This is a genomic window from Achromobacter mucicolens (genome assembly GCF_902859725.1).
GTDB classification, from domain to species: domain Bacteria; phylum Pseudomonadota; class Gammaproteobacteria; order Burkholderiales; family Burkholderiaceae_B; genus Achromobacter; species Achromobacter mucicolens.
In genome coordinates, this window is sequence record NZ_CADIJP010000016.1 from 53,464 (window position 1) to 70,619 (window position 17,156).

14 protein-coding genes and 1 tRNA gene are annotated in these 17,156 nt (G+C 64.1%); 11 read left to right on the forward strand and 4 right to left on the reverse strand.

The annotated features are described in order from the left end of the window. Positions 1-4: 4 nt before the first annotated feature. Entirely contained in the window at positions 5-751 is a 747-nt protein-coding gene (locus HV786_RS19725; RefSeq protein WP_128829908.1) for a DUF6776 family protein, read from the forward strand. A gap of 86 nt (positions 752-837) precedes the next feature. After that, positions 838-1,209, forward strand: coding sequence for an iron-sulfur cluster insertion protein ErpA (gene erpA / locus HV786_RS19730; RefSeq protein ID WP_056327840.1), 372 nt, complete (start codon positions 838-840; stop codon positions 1,207-1,209). Positions 1,210-1,284: 75 nt separating this feature from the next. Here the strand turns inward: erpA and HV786_RS19735 are convergent, their stop codons facing one another. Then, positions 1,285-2,418 (reverse strand): anhydro-N-acetylmuramic acid kinase, encoded by a 1,134-nt coding sequence (locus tag HV786_RS19735; RefSeq protein WP_175211620.1) that lies wholly within the window; start codon positions 2,416-2,418, stop codon positions 1,285-1,287. Positions 2,419-2,503: 85 nt separating this feature from the next. Continuing rightward, positions 2,504-3,913 (reverse strand): M23 family metallopeptidase, encoded by a 1,410-nt coding sequence (locus HV786_RS19740; RefSeq protein WP_056327841.1) that lies wholly within the window; start codon positions 3,911-3,913, stop codon positions 2,504-2,506. 256 nt (positions 3,914-4,169) lie between these two features. Between HV786_RS19740 and tyrS the strand changes: the two genes are divergently transcribed. The 4 genes from tyrS to nrdR all read left to right on the forward strand — a co-directional run bounded on the left by tyrS (position 4,170) and on the right by nrdR (position 8,399). After that, the gene (gene tyrS / locus HV786_RS19745) at positions 4,170-5,399 is read left to right on the forward strand and encodes a tyrosine--tRNA ligase (RefSeq protein ID WP_128829909.1); all 1,230 of its coding nucleotides are present in this window, start codon (positions 4,170-4,172) and stop codon (positions 5,397-5,399) included. A gap of 71 nt (positions 5,400-5,470) precedes the next feature. Beyond that, the gene (locus tag HV786_RS19750) at positions 5,471-6,124 is read left to right on the forward strand and encodes a YbhB/YbcL family Raf kinase inhibitor-like protein (RefSeq protein ID WP_128829910.1); all 654 of its coding nucleotides are present in this window, start codon (positions 5,471-5,473) and stop codon (positions 6,122-6,124) included. Between the two features lie 326 nt (positions 6,125-6,450). Beyond that, positions 6,451-7,701: a serine hydroxymethyltransferase gene (gene glyA, locus HV786_RS19755; protein ID WP_056327844.1), complete on the forward strand. Its 1,251-nt coding sequence runs from the start codon at positions 6,451-6,453 to the stop codon at positions 7,699-7,701. Positions 7,702-7,919: 218 nt separating this feature from the next. Beyond that, positions 7,920-8,399, forward strand: coding sequence for a transcriptional regulator NrdR (nrdR, locus tag HV786_RS19760; protein ID WP_056327845.1), 480 nt, complete (start codon positions 7,920-7,922; stop codon positions 8,397-8,399). A gap of 47 nt (positions 8,400-8,446) precedes the next feature. On the opposite strand, the gene HV786_RS19765 is transcribed toward nrdR, so the two are convergent. After that, positions 8,447-9,439, reverse strand: a complete 993-nt coding sequence (locus HV786_RS19765; RefSeq protein ID WP_128829911.1) for a GlxA family transcriptional regulator — start codon at positions 9,437-9,439, stop codon at positions 8,447-8,449. Positions 9,440-9,459: 20 nt separating this feature from the next. Further along, positions 9,460-10,023 (reverse strand): cysteine hydrolase family protein, encoded by a 564-nt coding sequence (locus tag HV786_RS19770; protein ID WP_128829912.1) that lies wholly within the window; start codon positions 10,021-10,023, stop codon positions 9,460-9,462. 176 nt (positions 10,024-10,199) lie between these two features. On the opposite strand from HV786_RS19770, the gene ribD reads away from it, so the two are divergent. The 5 genes from ribD to HV786_RS19795 all read left to right on the forward strand — a co-directional run bounded on the left by ribD (position 10,200) and on the right by HV786_RS19795 (position 17,066). Continuing rightward, positions 10,200-11,351 carry a bifunctional diaminohydroxyphosphoribosylaminopyrimidine deaminase/5-amino-6-(5-phosphoribosylamino)uracil reductase RibD gene (gene ribD, locus HV786_RS19775; protein ID WP_175211622.1) on the forward strand — a complete coding sequence of 384 codons (1,152 nt, stop codon included), beginning with the start codon at positions 10,200-10,202 and terminating at the stop codon, positions 11,349-11,351. 740 nt (positions 11,352-12,091) lie between these two features. Next, positions 12,092-14,008, forward strand: a complete 1,917-nt coding sequence (locus tag HV786_RS19780) for a PrkA family serine protein kinase (protein WP_370458365.1) — start codon at positions 12,092-12,094, stop codon at positions 14,006-14,008. A gap of 12 nt (positions 14,009-14,020) precedes the next feature. Continuing rightward, positions 14,021-15,280: a YeaH/YhbH family protein gene (locus tag HV786_RS19785; RefSeq protein ID WP_128829913.1), complete on the forward strand. Its 1,260-nt coding sequence runs from the start codon at positions 14,021-14,023 to the stop codon at positions 15,278-15,280. Continuing rightward, the gene (locus HV786_RS19790) at positions 15,277-16,830 is read left to right on the forward strand and encodes a SpoVR family protein (protein ID WP_175211624.1); all 1,554 of its coding nucleotides are present in this window, start codon (positions 15,277-15,279) and stop codon (positions 16,828-16,830) included. Before HV786_RS19785 ends, HV786_RS19790 begins: the two co-directional genes overlap by 4 nt. A 145-nt stretch (positions 16,831-16,975) precedes the next feature. Then, positions 16,976-17,066: transfer RNA gene (locus tag HV786_RS19795), tRNA-Ser, on the forward strand. Positions 17,067-17,156: the final 90 nt, after the last annotated feature.

Below are 17,156 nucleotides of genomic sequence, written 5' to 3' on the forward strand. Positions count from 1 at the left end.
CTTTATGCCCGCAGATCCCGCCGCCCGTTCCCCATCGCGAAGTCACGGCGCAGTCGTGCGCCTGTGCGCGATGCTGCTGCTGGGCGTGCTGGTGGGCGGGATCGCCGGGTTCTTCCACGCGCGCCAGCTCTATCGTCCGCAGGACGCCGTGGTCATCAGCGTCCAGCAGGCCGAGGCGCAGGACGAGGCCATGCGTCAGCAGGCCACGCAACTGCGCTACATTCGCGGCCAGCTCGATAAGGCCGATGGCGAACTCGTCATCGAGCGATCGGCCCGCCAAGAACTCGAAACCCAGCTTCACGCCGCCCAAGCCGAACTCGGCCGCGTGCGTGACCAGCTTGCCTTCTATGAACAGCTGCTGCCGCCCGGCCCTGAGGGCTCCGTGGACATTCGCAGCATGCAGATCGACCGCGAGGGCGGCGGTTTGCGGTACAAGGTCCTGCTGATGCGCAGTGGCCGCAATGGCGGTACGCCCTTTGCGGGCGCGCTGCGCTTTCAGGCCACCGGCGTGCTCAAGGGCGAAACCGTCACGGTGGATCTGGCGCCCATGCAGCTCAAGGCTGAGACCGGCCCCGTCACGGCCACCGGAGAAAACCTGACCGCCGCGTCCCTCGCCCTGCAGTTCGACCAGTATCAGCGCAGTCAGGGCATCCTGGCCGTGCCTGACGGATTTGTCCCCGAAAACGTGACCGTCAGCGTCCTCGAGGGAGAAACCGTCCGCGCTTCGCGCAGTGTCAAGCTTGAACTTTGAGTCTGGTCAAGCCCTGCGCTATAGTGACACCATACGAGCGGCGACGCCGCTCACTGAATTTTGGCCGTACCGGCCAGGAGTGAACCATGAATGCAGTGACCGAAACCGTCGACCTTCAGGCCCCCCCGCCTGTTCCCCTGGTGTTCACCGACTCGGCTGCCGCCAAAGTGAAAGACCTGTTGGCCGAAGAAGGCAACCCCGAACTGAAACTGCGCGTTTTCGTGCAGGGCGGCGGCTGTTCCGGCTTCCAGTACGGTTTCACGTTTGATGAAGTCGTCAACGAAGACGACACCGTGCTGGACAAGGCCGGCGTGCAATTGCTCGTCGATCCGATGAGCTTCCAGTATCTGGTCGGTGCCGAGATCGACTACAAGGAAGACCTGGAAGGCGCGCAGTTCGTCATCCGCAATCCCAACGCCAGCACCACCTGCGGCTGCGGCTCCTCGTTCTCGGTGTAATCACCCAGGCAGGAAAGATAAAAAGCCCTTCGGTTTGCCGAAGGGCTTTTTGCATGGGCGCGTGATGGGTCGCGCTCAGGCCGGATACAGCGCTCCAAGAATCCTCGCGCCGCGCGCGCCCGTCACGCTGGGCAGGCCGGCCGGCTTGCCGGTCATGAACGCGTGCGCCAGCCAGGCGAAAGCCAGGGCCTCCACCTGTTGCGCAGGCACGCCAAGGGCGTCGGTCGCGCGGACGGGGCGTTGCAGGCAATACGCCAGTTCCTGCATCAGGCCGGCGTTGTGGGCGCCGCCGCCGCAGACAAAGACTTCTTGCGTGCCCGCGGCCGCCCGGTCGATGGCGTCCGCCACGGTTCTGGCCGTCAGCCGCTGCAGCGTGGCCTGAACATCCTCCGGCGCGGGTGCGGCGCCGTCGAACTCCGCCAGGCGGGCGTCGAGCCATTGCATGTTGAAAAGGTCGCGGCCCGTGGATTTGGGCGGCGGCAGGCCGAACCACGGCTCGCTGCCGATGAGTTGTTCAAGCAAGGGCGCCAGCACCTGTCCCGAGGCCGCCCAGCGGCCCCCGGCGTCGTAAGGGCGGCCCAGATGCCGTTGGCACCAACCGTCCAGCAGCACGTTGGCCGGGCCGGTGTCGAAGCCGCGCGCCGGCTGCCCGGGCACGAGCAGCGTCACGTTGGCGATGCCGCCCAGGTTCAGCACGGCGCGCCCGTGGCTGGCGCCGAAGATGGCGGCGTGAAACGGCGGCACCAGCGGTGCACCCTGGCCGCCAGCGGCAACGTCGCGCGAACGGAAGTCGGCCACGACGGCAATGCCCGTCAGTTCCGCCAGCAGGGCGGGTGCGTTCAGTTGCAGGGTGTACCCAAGGTCAGGGCGGTGACGCACGGTCTGGCCGTGCGCGCCGATGGCGCTGACGTCGCTGGCGGCCACGCCCGCATCCGCAAGCAATGCCGACACGGCTTGGGCATAGACACGCGCCAACGCATTGGCCGCGAGCGCAGCGCGGGCAAGTTCGTCGCCGCCCGATTCGTTCAGCGACAGCAGCTCGTGCCGCAGATTCTCTGGCATGGGGAGGCTGGCGTTGGCCAGCACCTGAGGCGCCTGGCCCTCGTCCAGACAGGTCAGCACGCCGTCGACGCCGTCGACGCTGGTGCCGGACATCAGGCCAATGTAGAGTGTGCGGCGGTCCTGCTGGATGGGCTGGGTGGCATTCACGGGCGCCTCCAAAGAAAAAGGCGGCTGGGGCTTGATGCCCCGCCGCCGCACCCGCTGCGCGCGGGCCAGTTTTTTCGGACCTGCCTTAGCGGCTGGCCACGTTGGTCAGCGCGTCGGGCAGCGTCTGCTGGAATTGCGTCAGCAATTGGATCTGCTGCTTGTAGGGGCCAACCGCCTGGTTGAACGCGCGGACTTCCGCGGGTTCGAGCGCGCGGGCCACGGGCAGGTCCACCGACAGCGGGTCGATGGGCTGGTTGTCGACGCGGAATTCGTAGTGCAGGTGCGGACCGGTGGCCCAGCCGGTGGAACCGACATAGCCCAGCAGTTGGCCCTGCGACACCTTCGAGCCCTTGGTGACGCCTTCGGCGATGCGGCTCTGGTGCGCGTACAGGGTCGAGTACTTGCCGTGGTGCTTGACGATGACCACGTTGCCGTAGCCGTTCTGCCAGCCCGAGAATTCGACCGTGCCGTCCGCGGTGGAGTGGATCGGCGTGCCCGACGGCGCGGCGTAGTCCACGCCCTTGTGTCCCGTCCAGGTCTTGTGGATGGGGTGCATGCGCATGCCGAAGGTCGAGCTGATGCGGCTGAACTTCAGGGCGGTGCGCAGGAAGGCGCCGCGCAGGCTGGTGCCGTCGAAGTCGTAATAGGAGCCGGTCTTTTCGTCGGGGCTGAACCAGACGGCGTTGTAGGTCTTGCCGCCGTTGATGAATTCCAGGGCCAGCACGCGGCCGGCGCCGGCGTAGCGGCCGTCGTGCGAGCGCACTTCGTAGACCACGCGGAATTGATCGCCCTGGCGCAGGTCGCGCAGGAAGTCGATCTTGGCGCTGAGGATGTCGGCCATCTGCATGGTGACCGAGTCGGGAATGCCGGCCGAGTCCGTGGCGCCGAAGAGCGAGGACTTGATGGTGCCGACCGCGACGCGGGTCTGGCGTTCCGTGCTTTCGGTGACTTCCTCGGCCTTGTAACCGTCGCCGGACGGGGCGACGTGCAGCATGCGCGTCACGACCTGGCCGTCGGTCTCGTTGCCGGGCGTGTGGATGTAGCGCAGCCACACCAGGTTGCCCGCTTCGTCCGTGGCGGCTTGCACCGAGCGGCCCGGGTACAGCTTGTAGATGCTGCGGGCGCTGGCGTCGTGGGTCAGGAAGGACTGGAGGTTGGGGGCGTCGAGTTCCAGGCGCTGCAACACCGCCGACAGCGTGTCGCCCGGACGGATCCGGGTTTCGCTGATGTAGGGGGCGGCGCTGGGCGTGCTGACTTCGACTTGCTCGGCGGTCAGCGGCAGAATGCTCTGGATGACGCGCGAGGGGGGGAGTTCGGTGCGGTCGGGTTGCTGCACCATGCCGAGAGCGGCGGCGCCTGCGAACAGACCAATTGCGGTGACGAGAAGCGTGCGGCGGAAAAGTCCCGAGCGATGGGGCTTGGGCTCAACGGGCGCAAATACGGCAGCGACTTTGCGCTTGAGGCCACTCGCCAGTTCGTGGAGGCCACGATTCATCGTGAAAAAACCCTCTCAGGTGGCTTGAACTCGCAGGGTGCGGTACACGAACGGCCCTCGCGCGCACCGTTTCCGGGGCAAGGGCTGGCGCGGGGCGCATCTTGTGAACAAGGGATGGTAGAGCGAACGCAACTGCGTACATATGGCAGTTGCGTATGATTAGGCCGGTATCCTAGCTGATTCGGCTAGAATTTACGATAGTTTTCGTCACTTTTTACACCTTTTTGTCGGCTGAAGCCGCATTGGCCCCCCTGTCATGTCACCCACCGAAGCCCCCATCACACCTGAAGTCGAAGCCGATCTGCGTATAGCCAAGCGCGGCTGCGATGAGCTGCTGGTCGAGTCCGAATTCGCCCGCAAGCTGGCCAAGAGCCGCGCCACCGGCGTGCCGCTGCGCATCAAGCTTGGCCTGGATCCGACCGCACCGGACATCCATCTGGGCCACACGGTGGTGCTGAACAAGATGCGCCAGCTCCAGGACCTGGGGCACAACGTCATCTTCCTCATCGGCGACTTCACCTCCACCATCGGCGACCCCAGCGGCCGCAACAGCACCCGCCCGCCGCTCACGCGCGAGCAGATCGAGGCCAACGCCAAGACCTATTACGCGCAGGCTAGCCTGGTGCTGGATCCCGCCCGCACCGAGATCCGCTACAACTCCGAATGGTGCGACCCGCTCGGCGCCCGCGGCATGATCCAGCTCGCGTCGCGTTACACGGTGGCGCGCATGATGGAGCGCGAGGACTTCACCAAGCGCTTCAAGGGCGGTATCCCGATCTCGGTCCATGAATTCCTGTATCCGCTGATGCAGGGCTACGACTCGGTCGCGCTGAAGTCAGATCTGGAGCTGGGGGGCACCGATCAGAAGTTCAACCTGCTGGTCGGGCGCGAACTGCAAAAAGAGTATGGACAGGAGCCGCAGTGCATCCTGACGATGCCGCTGCTGGTCGGGACGGACGGCGTAGAGAAGATGTCCAAGTCCAAGGGCAACTACATCGGCATTTCAGAGTCGCCCGATTCCATGTTCGGCAAGCTGATGTCGATCTCCGACACGCTGATGTGGCGCTACTTCGAACTGCTGTCCTTCCGCTCGCTGGAGGAGATCGCGGCGCTCAAGCAAGAGATCGATGGCGGGCGCAATCCGCGCGATGCCAAGGTCATGCTGGCGCAGGAAATCATCGCGCGGTTCCATTCCGCCAAGGCCGCCGACGATGCGCTGGCTTCGTTCGAGGCGCGTTTCCGCGACGGCGCGATTCCCGAGGACATGCCCGAGGTCAATATCGGCGGCGCGCCGGTGGGCATTCTGAAGCTGCTGCGCGAAGCGGGCCTGGTCGCCTCCGGCTCGGAAGCGCAGCGTAACGTCGAGCAGGGCGGGGTGCGCGTCAACGGCGATCGCGTGGAAGACAAATCGTTGCAATTGCCGGCCGGGACTTACGTCGTTCAGGTGGGCAAGCGAAAGTTCGCCCGTGTTAACTTGAACCCGTAATTGCGAAGTTTTGATACGCTGAGGGTACAGACAGGGGCAGAGCGCCTTTGCGGCATTTACAGGAGCACGACATGGAACTTTCGAGTTTGTCATTTTCCGATCACGAGTCGATTCCCGAGCGCTACGCTTTCGGCAAGATCGATGCGCAATCGCACGTCGCGCTGGCAGATAACTTCAACCCGCAGTTTTCCTGGGACGACGTCCCCGCGGGCACACAGTCGTTTGCACTGATCTGCCACGATCCGGATGTGCCCTCGCGCCCAGACGACGTCAACCAGGAAGGCCGCGAAGTGCCCGCCGACCTGGACCGCGTGGATTTCTTCCACTGGGTGTTGGTGGACCTGCCGGCCGACCTGCGCGAGATCGACGAAGGCGCGTTCTCCAACGGCATCACGCCGCGCGGCAAGGGTGGCCCGCTGGCGCCAATGGACGCCCGCCAGGGCATCAATTCCTACTCGTCGTGGTTCGCCAATGACCACGACATGAGCGGCGAGTACTTCGGCTACGACGGTCCGTGCCCGCCCTGGAACGATGCCCTCGTGCATCGCTACATCTTCACCCTGTATGCGTTGGACGTGCCCAGCCTGAACCTGCAGGGCTCTTTCACCGGCGAAGACGCGCTGCGGGCAATCCAGAAGCACGTGCTAGCGAAGGCGTCGCTGACCGGGACCTATACGCTGAATCCGAGGCTCGCGCCCAAGCAAATCGGGGCCACCTCGACCTGACGTTCAGCCAGGTGTACGCAGGGCCGCCTAGTGCGGCCCTTTTTCATGGCGGCAAGGCGGCGGTACGGCCGGTCACACCGTCGGCTGTGCCGTGAACACCCTTGCATGAAACTTTCTCAAGTCGGCATGAGTGCCGTTTCCGGCCGCGTGGTCAAGCCGTGGTTTTCGCGCCCGTGCGCCGGAATTTGGCGCGGTTCCGGTGGTTTTAAGCGCAAATGATCCCGCGCGACGGGGTAAACTACTCAGCATTCTCCGGGTTTACCCGCCCGACGCCGTTTTCTTATCTGCCGTTTCTTTTCCATTACCTGCCTCAGGAAACCCCCGTCATGTTTGACCGCAACCTCACCTTGTCCAAGGCTGACCCGGACGTTTGGGCCGCCATCCAGAAGGAAGACCAGCGCCAAGAGCAGCACATCGAGCTGATCGCTTCTGAGAACTACGCCAGCCCCGCCGTCATGGAAGCGCAGGGCACGCAGCTCACGAACAAGTACGCCGAAGGCTACCCGGGCAAGCGCTACTACGGTGGTTGCGAATACGTGGACGTGGTCGAACAGCTGGCCATCGACCGCCTGAAGCAGATCTTTGGCGCCGAAGCCGCCAACGTGCAGCCCAACTCGGGTTCGCAGGCAAACCAGGGCGTGTACATGGCGGTCCTCAAGCCGGGCGACACCGTGCTGGGCATGAGCCTGGCCGAAGGCGGCCACCTGACGCACGGCGCGTCGGTCAACGCCTCGGGCAAGCTGTACAACTTCATCTCCTATGGCCTGGACGAAAACGAAGTCCTGAACTACGACCAGGTCGAGCAGTTGGCCAAGGAACACAAGCCCAAGCTGATCGTGGCTGGCGCGTCGGCCTACGCCCTGCACATCGATTTCGAACGCATGGCCCGCATCGCCCGTGAAAACGGCGCGCTGTTCATGGTCGACATCGCCCACTACGCCGGCCTGGTTGCTGGCGGCGCCTACCCCAACCCGGTCCCGCACGCCGACTTCGTCACCTCGACCACGCACAAGTCGCTGCGCGGCCCGCGCGGCGGCGTCATCATGATGAAGGCCGAGCACGAGAAGATCATCAACTCGGCGATTTTCCCCGGCATCCAGGGCGGTCCGCTGATGCATGTCATCGCCGGCAAGGCCGTGGCCTTCAAGGAAGCGCTGGAACCCGGATTCAAGGACTACGCCCAGCAAGTCGTCAAGAACGCCAAGGTGCTGGCCGACACGCTGGTCAAGCGTGGCCTGCGTATCGTCTCGGGCCGTACCGAGAGCCACGTCATGCTGGTGGACCTGCGTTCCAAGGGCATCACGGGCAAGGAAGCCGAAGCGGTGCTGGGTCAGGCCCACATCACGGTCAACAAGAACGCCATCCCGAACGATCCGGAAAAGCCCTTCGTGACCAGCGGCATCCGCCTGGGCACGCCGGCCATGACGACTCGAGGCTTCACCGAAGCCGACGCCGAGCTGACGGCCAACCTGATCGCCGACGTGCTGGACAATCCGCGCGACGAAGCCAACATCGCCGCCGTGCGCGCCAAGGTCAATGAATTGACCTCGCGCCTGCCGGTTTACGGCAAGAAGTAAGCAGGCGACCCGGGCGCGGCCACGCCGCGAACGGGAATCGGGCAAAGGGACGGTTTCGCGAGACGCCGTCCCTTGTTCTTTTTGGGCATGCAGGCGGCGCCCTGGCTGGCAATCGGCCAGGCGGCCGCGGCGGGACAGTCGTCCGAATTGACGCTTTGCATGATGCCCGTCGTTACAATATGCTCAATTATTGCCACCAGTGTCTTTAGGGATCACACATGCGGTGTCCATTTTGCGGCAATGCCGAAACGCAGGTTGTCGACAGCCGGGTCTCCGAAGAGGGCGACGCCATTCGCCGTCGCCGCCGCTGCCTGTCCTGTGACAAGCGGTTCACGACCTATGAGCGGGTGGAGCTTGCCATGCCGTCGATCGTCAAGCGCAATGGCAGCCGCAGCGAATACGATCCTGTCAAATTGCGCGCAAGCCTGAGCCTTGCGCTGCGCAAACGCCCCGTCAGCACGGAGGACGTGGATGCCGCCGTTGCCCGGATCGAAGAGCAGTTACTGGCCAGCGGCCAGCGCGAGGTGCCGTCCGAACATATCGGCGAGCTCGTCATGAACGAGCTGCGCAAGCTGGATAAGGTGGCGTACGTGCGTTTCGCCTCGGTCTACAAAAGCTTTGAGGACATCGGCGAATTCGTCGAAGCCATCCGCGAGATGCAGGGGCCGCTGCTGCCGGGCAAGCTGCGCAAGGACTAGCGCGGCCCGACGCGGCCAGGACCCCTGAACGGCGCCCCGGGCGCCGTTTATTGCATGGGCGCGCCGCTGCCGAACGCTTCATTGCCGGGCGTCCCGCGCATCAGACTTGGCGTCAGCGGCTGGAATTTGCGCCACACGCGGCGCATGTGCTGCGCCGATCCAAATCCCGACTTCTCCGCCACGCGTTCCAGGTCCAGCCGGGTGTCGCGCAGCAGGTCGCGAGCCAGCGCCACGCGGATCTGATACAGGTAATCCATCGGCGTGCACCCCGCGTGCTCGCGGAACAGGCGCGTCAGGTGCCGCGCACTGGTGTGCGCCTGGTCCGCCAGCGACTGGGCCGACCAGGGGGCGGCGGGATCGCGGATGACGGCATCCTGCACCCGGTGCACGCCCGGATGCATATGGCTGCGATGGTCCAGCCACGGCGACAAGGCCGAGTCCGAGCCGGCGCGGCGCTGGTAGACCACCATGTCGCGCGCCGCCTCGCTGGCCACGCGCGGGCCGCAATGGCGCGCCACCATGTGCAGCGCCAGATCGATCCCCGCCGTGATGCCCGCGCTGCTGACGAGGTTTCCGTCCTCGACGAAGATGCGGTTGTCCAGCAGCCGGGCGGTGGGATCAAGGGCAGCGAGCTGATCCAGGCAGGTGTGGTGGGTGGTGCATTCGCGCTGCCGCGTCAGCCCCGCTGCAGCCGCGAACAGCGCGCCCGCGCAGACCGTCATCAAGGTGAAGCCGTCGGCCGGATGCCGGGCAGCCAGCCACGCCACGATGGCGCGCGCCTCCTCATCGTCCAGGCGCGTGTGTTTGCCCACCACGCCCGAGACGATGACCAGCGCATTTGCCGGCAGCACGGCCGGCAGTGGCTGCAAGTGCGCCAGGTGCAGACCAGGAATGCCGCTTTCGACGTCGCGGGAGGGGCTGCAGAAATGCTGGCTGAACGTGCCCGGACACAGCTTGTTGGCCACACGGAAGGCCTCCGCCGGACCGGCGAGGTCCAGGAGGACGATGCCGCGCGGCACCACGAAGTAGACCGGAACCATCTGCGCCTCCCGCCCGCGCGTTACACGGCCAGCGCGTCGGCGGCGCGGACGATACGGGCAAAACGGCCTTGCAGGACCAGTTCGGTCCGGTCGCGGATCTCGGCCGGCGTGTAGGTCCTGCCCGACGGGCTTTGCATCGCGAAGGTCAGCGTGGCGTCAGTCGGAAAGACCACCTTGAAGCCGGCATCGCTGGCATGGCGCGACGTGGTTTCACAGCATTGTTCGGTGCGGATACCAGCCACGATGATGCCTTCGATGCCATGCTTGAGCAGCCAGTCGTGCAACGAGGCGCCGGTTTCATCCTTCGCGTAGAGCGACGAATGGACCGTCTTGTGGAACACCGCGGTCGGAGCGATGCGCAGTTCCTTCAATGTCTTGACGTGTCCGGAGGCGAGCGAAAAGGGGTTCGCGGGATCATCGGACGGGCTGGTGTGAAACACCTGCAGCACTGGAATGTCCTTGGCCTGGGCGCCATCGATCAGGGCCTGAATCTGCGAAATGAACGCCGGATACTCCGATTCGTCCCAAAACGGACGTTGGCGGAAAGAGTCTTGTACGTCGATAACGATAAGTGCCTGTTTCATTTCCGGGCCTCCTGGCCATGGATTCTAGGGGTACGGCGCTATTTTTACTCCGAACCGGCTCGGCGGCGAGCGCGATCCGAGACGGCGGGCGGCCCAAAACGGACATCCGTATCTCTGCGCGGCGGCATGGGGGCAAAGCCGGGCGGGACGGCGCCGGCGGACATACAATCGCCGGCATGGACATTTCCCGTGACTCCGACGACCTCTTCTGGATGCGACGCGCGCTGGCGCTGGCGCAGACCGTCATGACGACCACCGCGCCCAACCCCCGGGTCGGCTGCGTCATCGTGCGTGACGGCCGCGTGCTGGGCGAGGGCGCGACGCAGCCGCCAGGCGGCCCGCATGCCGAAATCTGCGCGCTGCGCGACGCGCAGTCGCGTGGCGAGTCGGTGGCAGGTTCCACGTTGTACGTCACGCTGGAGCCCTGCAGCCATTTCGGCCGCACGCCGCCTTGCGTGGATGCGGTGCTGGCGGCGCGGCCGGCGCGCGTGGTGGTCGCGATGGGCGATCCCAATCCGCTGGTGAACGGGCAGGGGCTGGCGCGCCTGCGCGACGCCGGCATCGCGGTGACGACGGGCGTATGCCGCGAAGAGGCGCTGGCGGTGAACGCCGGCTTCATCTCGCGCATGAGCCGCGGCCTGCCGTGGGTGTGGATGAAGATGGCGGCGTCGCTGGACGGCCGCAGCGCGCTGCATAACGGCATGTCGCAATGGATCACCGGCCCCGAGGCGCGCGCTGACGGGCACCGCTGGCGCGCGCGCAGTTGTGTCGTCCTGACGGGCATGGGCACGGTGCAGAAGGACGATCCCCAACTGAACGTGCGCGACGTCCAGACGCCGCGCCAGCCGCGCAAGGCCGTCGTGGACGGCCTTTTCCAGATCCCCGAAACCGCGCGGCTTTTCGACGGGGCGCAAGTCATCGTGTTCACCGCGCGCGAGGACGCCGCAAAGGCCGCGCGCCTGGCGGACAAGAACGCGAGTGTCGTGTGCTTGCCCGGGACGGAACCGGGGCGCGTCGATCTGCCCGCAATGATGCGCTGGATGGCTGCCGAGCAGTTCAACGAGGTCCACGTCGAGGCCGGCGCGGGACTGAGCGGCGCGCTGGTTTCCGCTGGCTGCGTCGACGAACTGCTGCTGTATCTGGCGCCGGTGCTGCTGGGCGACGCGGCCGGCATGGTGCGCCTGCCAATGCTGGAACATCTGGACGCCGCGCGGCGTTATGAATTCACCGATGCCGTGCGCGTGGGTGCAGATCTATGCGTTCGCGCGCGTGTGGCCGGCACGTGGCGCCAATTGATGGAAAGCGTGGCGCTGCCCGCGCTGTCCTAGCAAAACCGCTGCTAGCACTCCGGGCGTTCGGCTGCCAATCCACGTAGAGCCGCGCGCTGCCTGCGTCTTGGCGGCGCGGCGCTGCCGATGCGACGTGCCGTATTGGCTGACCGGCATCGGCACGCGCGGCGTCAATCGTGTTTCGCGTGATTACGAGCACGCGCAATTCGCACAAAATGAATTGCCACGAGGCGGTCACAGGCTTAGCATAAGACGCATGACTTGGCGCTACGCGCTCACGGACCCCCCGCACAGCCGCCGCGCGCCCTCGTCACCACGGATTCCCGTGCCGCGAATCGGCGCAGTTCAACACCGACCGGCACGACACTGAACGAAGACGCAAAGCGCCGTTCAGCACGTTCGCTGCGATCGCATGGCGGACGCTTCGGGTTTATCCCCGGCTCATAAGAATCCATTGGATATCGCTCATTCCGTCAATTCATTGCCGAGCATTTCATGTGCGGCTGCGTCAGGCACGCTATATGCGGCTCTATGCTGAAAACGACTGTGCGAATTTGCTCACCAGCGTTGCAACCCTGATGGAACTTGTTTCCGAGGGGTGCAGCCTAAACAGAAAGGGTCCGATCGTGCTTATGGTTGATGTGTGGCGAAAGCAACATAACGACCTGCCGAAAACGCCGACAGCGAAGTTGTTTAGTAATTCGCAGGCGCTGATGCACAATGGGCATGTAGGGACGTATTGAATTTTTCGCGTGTTGTAGGAGGTTTCCGTGCAAAACATCGTCGAAGGCTTCAAGTCGCAGTATGCAAGAGAGCAGGAATCGGAGCTCTCGCTCGAGGAGTATCTGAACCTCGCCAAGCGCGATCCCATGGCCTACGCCAGCCCCGCTGAGCGCATGTTGGCCGCGATCGGCGAACCCGAGATCGTGGATACGCGCAACGACCCACGTCTTTCCCGTTTGTTTTCCAACCGGACCATCCGACGCTATCCGGCGTTCCAGGAGTTCTACGGCATGGAGGACGTGATCGGACAGATCGTCGCGTTCTTCAAGCACGCCGCGCAGGGACTGGAGGAGCGCAAGCAAATCCTCTATCTGCTCGGGCCGGTGGGCGGCGGCAAGTCGTCCATCGCCGAACGGCTCAAGGCGTTGATGGAAAGTTTTCCGATCTACGCCCTGAAGGGATCGCCGGTCAACGAATCGCCGCTCGGGTTGTTTCATCCCGAACGGTTCGGCGACATGCTCGAAAAGGAATACGGCATTCCGAAGCGCTACCTGACCGGCATCATGTCGCCGTGGGCAGTCAAGCGCCTGAAGGAATTCGACGGCGACATCTCGAAGTTCCGCGTTGTGCGCCTGAACCCTTCGGTGCTGCGCCAGATCGCCATCGCCAAGACCGAGCCGGGCGACGAGAACAACCAGGACATTTCGTCGCTGGTGGGCAAGGTGGATATCCGCAAACTCGATCGCCATTCGCAGGACGACCCGGACGCCTACAGCTACTCGGGCGGCTTGTGCCTGGCGAACCAGGGGCTGCTCGAGTTCGTGGAAATGTTCAAGGCGCCGATCAAGATGCTGCATCCGCTGTTGACGGCCACCCAGGAAGGCAACTTCAAGGGCACGGAAGGCTTCTCGGCCATCCCGTTCAACGGCACGATCCTGGCGCACTCGAACGAATCCGAGTGGCAGACCTTCCGCAACAACAAGCACAACGAGGCGTTCCTTGACCGTATCTATATCGTCAAGGTGCCTTACTGCCTGCAGGTTTCCGAAGAGGTCCGCATCTACGAGAAGCTGCTGCATCACAGCTCGCTGTCCGAAGCGCCGTGCGCGCCCGGAACGCTGGACATGATGGCGCAGTTCTCGGTGCTGACGCGCCTGAAGGAGCCCGAGAATTCCAGCATCTATTCCAAGCTGCGGGTCTACGACGGCGAAAGCCTGAAGGATGTCGATCCCAAGGCCAAGGCGCTGCAGGAATACAAGGACTACGCGGGCACCGACGAAGGCATGACCGGGGTCTCCACGCGTTTCGCGTACAAGATCCTGTCCAGCGTCTTCAACTACGACCAGACCGAAGTGGCCGCCAATCCGGTGCACCTGATGTACGTGCTGGAGCAACGCATCGGCCGCGAAGACTATCCCGACGAGATCCGCCGGCGCTACCTGGAGTTCATCAAGGGCTTTCTCGCGCCGCGCTATGCGGAGTTCATCGGCAAGGAGATCCAGACCGCCTACCTGGAGTCCTACTCCGAGTACGGCCAGAACATCTTCGACCGCTACGTGACGTTTGCCGACTGCTGGATCCAGGACGAGGAATTCCGCGATCCTGAAACCGGCGAAAGCTTCGACCGCAGCGCGCTGAACGATGAGCTGGAAAAGATCGAGAAGCCGGCGGGCATTGCCAATCCGAAGGACTTCCGCAACGAGATCGTGAACTTCGTGCTGCGGGCGCGCGCCAACAACAGCGGCCGCAATCCGAACTGGACCAGCTATGAAAAGCTGCGCGAAGTGATCGAGAAGAAGATGTTCTCGAACACGGAAGACCTGCTGCCTGTGATTTCGTTCAACGCCAAGGCCTCGGCCGAGGACAAGTCGAAACACCAGAGCTTCGTCGACCGGATGGTGGAGAAGGGCTACACGGAAAAGCAGGTCAGGCTGCTGTGCGAGTGGTATCTCCGTGTGAGGAAGTCTTCCTGAGCGAGGTGAATCATGAATTCACTGATCGATCGCCGTCTTAACGGTCGCAACAAGAGCGCCGTTAACCGGGAGCGCTTTCTTCGGCGTTACAAGGATCAGATCCGCAAGGCGGTGCACGGGATGATCCGTGACCGCTCGATCCAGGATATGGATCAAGGCGGTGAGATCAACCTGCCCGCCCGCGATATTTCCGAGCCGACGTTCCGGCACGGCGCGGGCGGCGACCGCGAGATGGTGCATCCGGGCAATCGCGAATTCGCCAAGGGCGACACCTTCGACCGGCCGCAGGGCGGGCAGGGTGAAGGCGGGTCCGAGCCGGGTGAAGGCGAGTCGGTGGACCAGTTCACCTTCAGCCTGTCGCGCGCCGAATTCCTGAACCTCTTTTTCGAGGATCTGGAATTGCCGCACCTGGCGCGCAACCAGCTTGGCGAAGTCAGCCAGAAGAAGTGGCAACGCGCGGGCTACACGACCACGGGCTCGCCCAGCACGCTCAGCATCAGCCGTACGCTGAAGTCGTCGCTGGCGCGGCGCGTGTCGCTCGGTGTGAAGGCGCGCGCCGACCTCGAAGACGCGGAAAAGGCGTTGGAAGAGGCCAAGGCGGCGGGCGTGCCCGCGGCGCGCGTGCGCGAGCTGGAACAGAACGTCGAGGACTGCCGTGAGCGCTTGGCGCGTGTGCCGTTCCTGGACGACCTGGACCTGCGCTATCGCAATCGCGTGTCGGTCGCCATCCCCATGGCGCGCGCCGTCATGTTCTGCCTGATGGACGTGTCCGGCTCCATGGACGAGGGCAAGAAGGATCTCGCCAAGCGCTTCTTCACGCTGCTTTATCTCTTCCTGTCGCGCAAGTACGAACACGTCGACCTGGTTTTCATCCGCCATACCGACAACGCCGAGGAAGTCGACGAACATACCTTCTTCTATGACCCCAAGAGCGGCGGCACGATCGTGCTGTCGGCGCTGGAGCTGATGCGCGAGATCCTGGAAAAGCGCTACCCGCCGGCCGCATGGAACGTCTATGCGGCGCAGGCCAGCGACGGCGACTCGTTTGGCGCCGACGCGGGCAAGAGCGCGCGATTCCTGGCCGAGCATCTGCTGCCCTCGACACGCTACTTCGCCTACATTGAAATTCCCGACTCGCAAGAGGCTCGCAAGAGCAGCCTGTGGGCCGAGTACGAACAGAAACTGGAACCGCATTTCGTCATGCGGCGCATCTGCGACCGCGGCGAGATCTTTCCCGTGTTCCACGACCTGTTCAAGAAGGAGACCGCATGAACGCCAACATGGGTGCTCTCGCGGAGCCGGGATCGGGCGGCGCCGCCGTGCCGATCTCGCAGGGTTCCGAATGGACGTTCGAACTGATCCAGACCTATGACGACGCGATCTCGCAGATCGCCCGCGAATACGGTCTGGATACCTATCCGAACCAGATCGAGGTCATCACCTCGGAACAGATGCTGGATGCCTACGCATCGGCGGGCTTGCCCATTGGCTATCCCCACTGGTCCTACGGCAAGGAATTCATCCGCAACGAGCAGTTCTACCGCCGCGGCATGCAAGGGCTGGCGTACGAAATCGTCATCAATTCCAACCCCTGCATCTCCTATCTCATGGAAGAGAATTCCATGCCGATGCAGGCGCTCGTGATTGCGCACGCCTGCTACGGGCACAATTCCTTCTTCAAGGGCAACTACCTGTTCCGGCAATGGACGGACGCCGATGGCGTGCTGGACTACCTGGTCTTCGCGCGCAAGTACGTGATGGACTGCGAGGACCGCTACGGCATCGACGCCGTGGAGTCGCTGCTGGACTCCTGCCATGCGCTGTCGCACCACGGGGTGGACCGCTACAAGCGGCCGACGCCGGTCTCGTACAAGGAAGAGGCGACCCGCCAGGCCGAGCGCGAAGAGCACGCGCGCCTGCAGTACAACGACCTGTGGCGCACGCTGCCCCGGATCGAGGCGGACAAGGACACCCGCGTTGCGGCAGCCGTGTTTCCGCCCGAGCCCGAGGAAAACCTGCTGTACTTCATCGAGAAGTACTCGCCCAAGCTGGCGCCGTGGCAGAAGGAACTGGTGCGCATCGTGCGCAAGGTCGCGCAGTATTTCTATCCGCAGACCCAGACCAAGGTCATGAACGAAGGCTGGGCCACATTCTGGCACTACACCATCCTGAACCGCCTGCATGACAAGGGGTTGGTGAACGATGGCTTCATGATGGAGTTCCTGCAAAGCCACACCAACGTCGTCAGCCAGCGCGGCTTTGACGAGCGCGGCTATGGCGGCATCAACCCCTATGCGCTGGGCTTTGCGATGATGTCGGACATCCGCCGCATCTGCGAGGCGCCCACCCCCGAAGACCGCCGCTGGTTCCCCGACATTGCGGGCGGCGACTGGCTGAAGACGCTGGACTTCGCCATGCGCAACTTCAAGGACGAATCCTTCATCTCGCAATACCTGTCCCCGCGGCTGATCCGCGAGTTCCGCTTCTTCGCCATCTCGGACCATCAGGCCAACCCCAAGCTGGAAGTGGCCGCGATTCACGACGACGAGGGCTACCGCGACATCCGCCGCCTGCTTGCCGCGCAGCACAACCGCGACAACCAGGTGCCCGATATCCAGGTCATCCGCTTCAATCGCGACACCGACCGCTCGCTCGTGCTGCGCCACCTGAAAAGCCGCGGCCGGCCGCTGGCGGGCGAAGACGCCGAACAGGTCATGAAGCACCTGGCCCGCCTGTGGGGATTCCGCGTCCGGCTCGAAGAGACCGAACCCGACGGCACGATCAGCTCCTACCGGGAGCAGGACCCGCCGGCGTCGAAGTAAAGCCGTGGGCAGGGGAAGGGACGCGCGTAGTGCGTCCCTTTTTGTTTGGCCGCTTGCTGTGTAGCCGCGCATTCTGCTAGAATCGCGGATTCGCATTTTCAGCAGCGCCTTTTAGCAGCACCAAAAGGCCCCTGAAGATGCAGTAGGACAGGTGGCCGAGCGGTTGAAGGCGCACGCCTGGAAAGCGTGTATACGTCAAAAGCGTATCGGGGGTTCGAATCCCCCTCTGTCCGCCACGAATACCGGCAAGGCCTCACCGGCCAGCCAATAAAAGCCCCGATCTCCCAAAGATCGGGGCTTTTTGCATTTCCGGGAATCGTTACGGT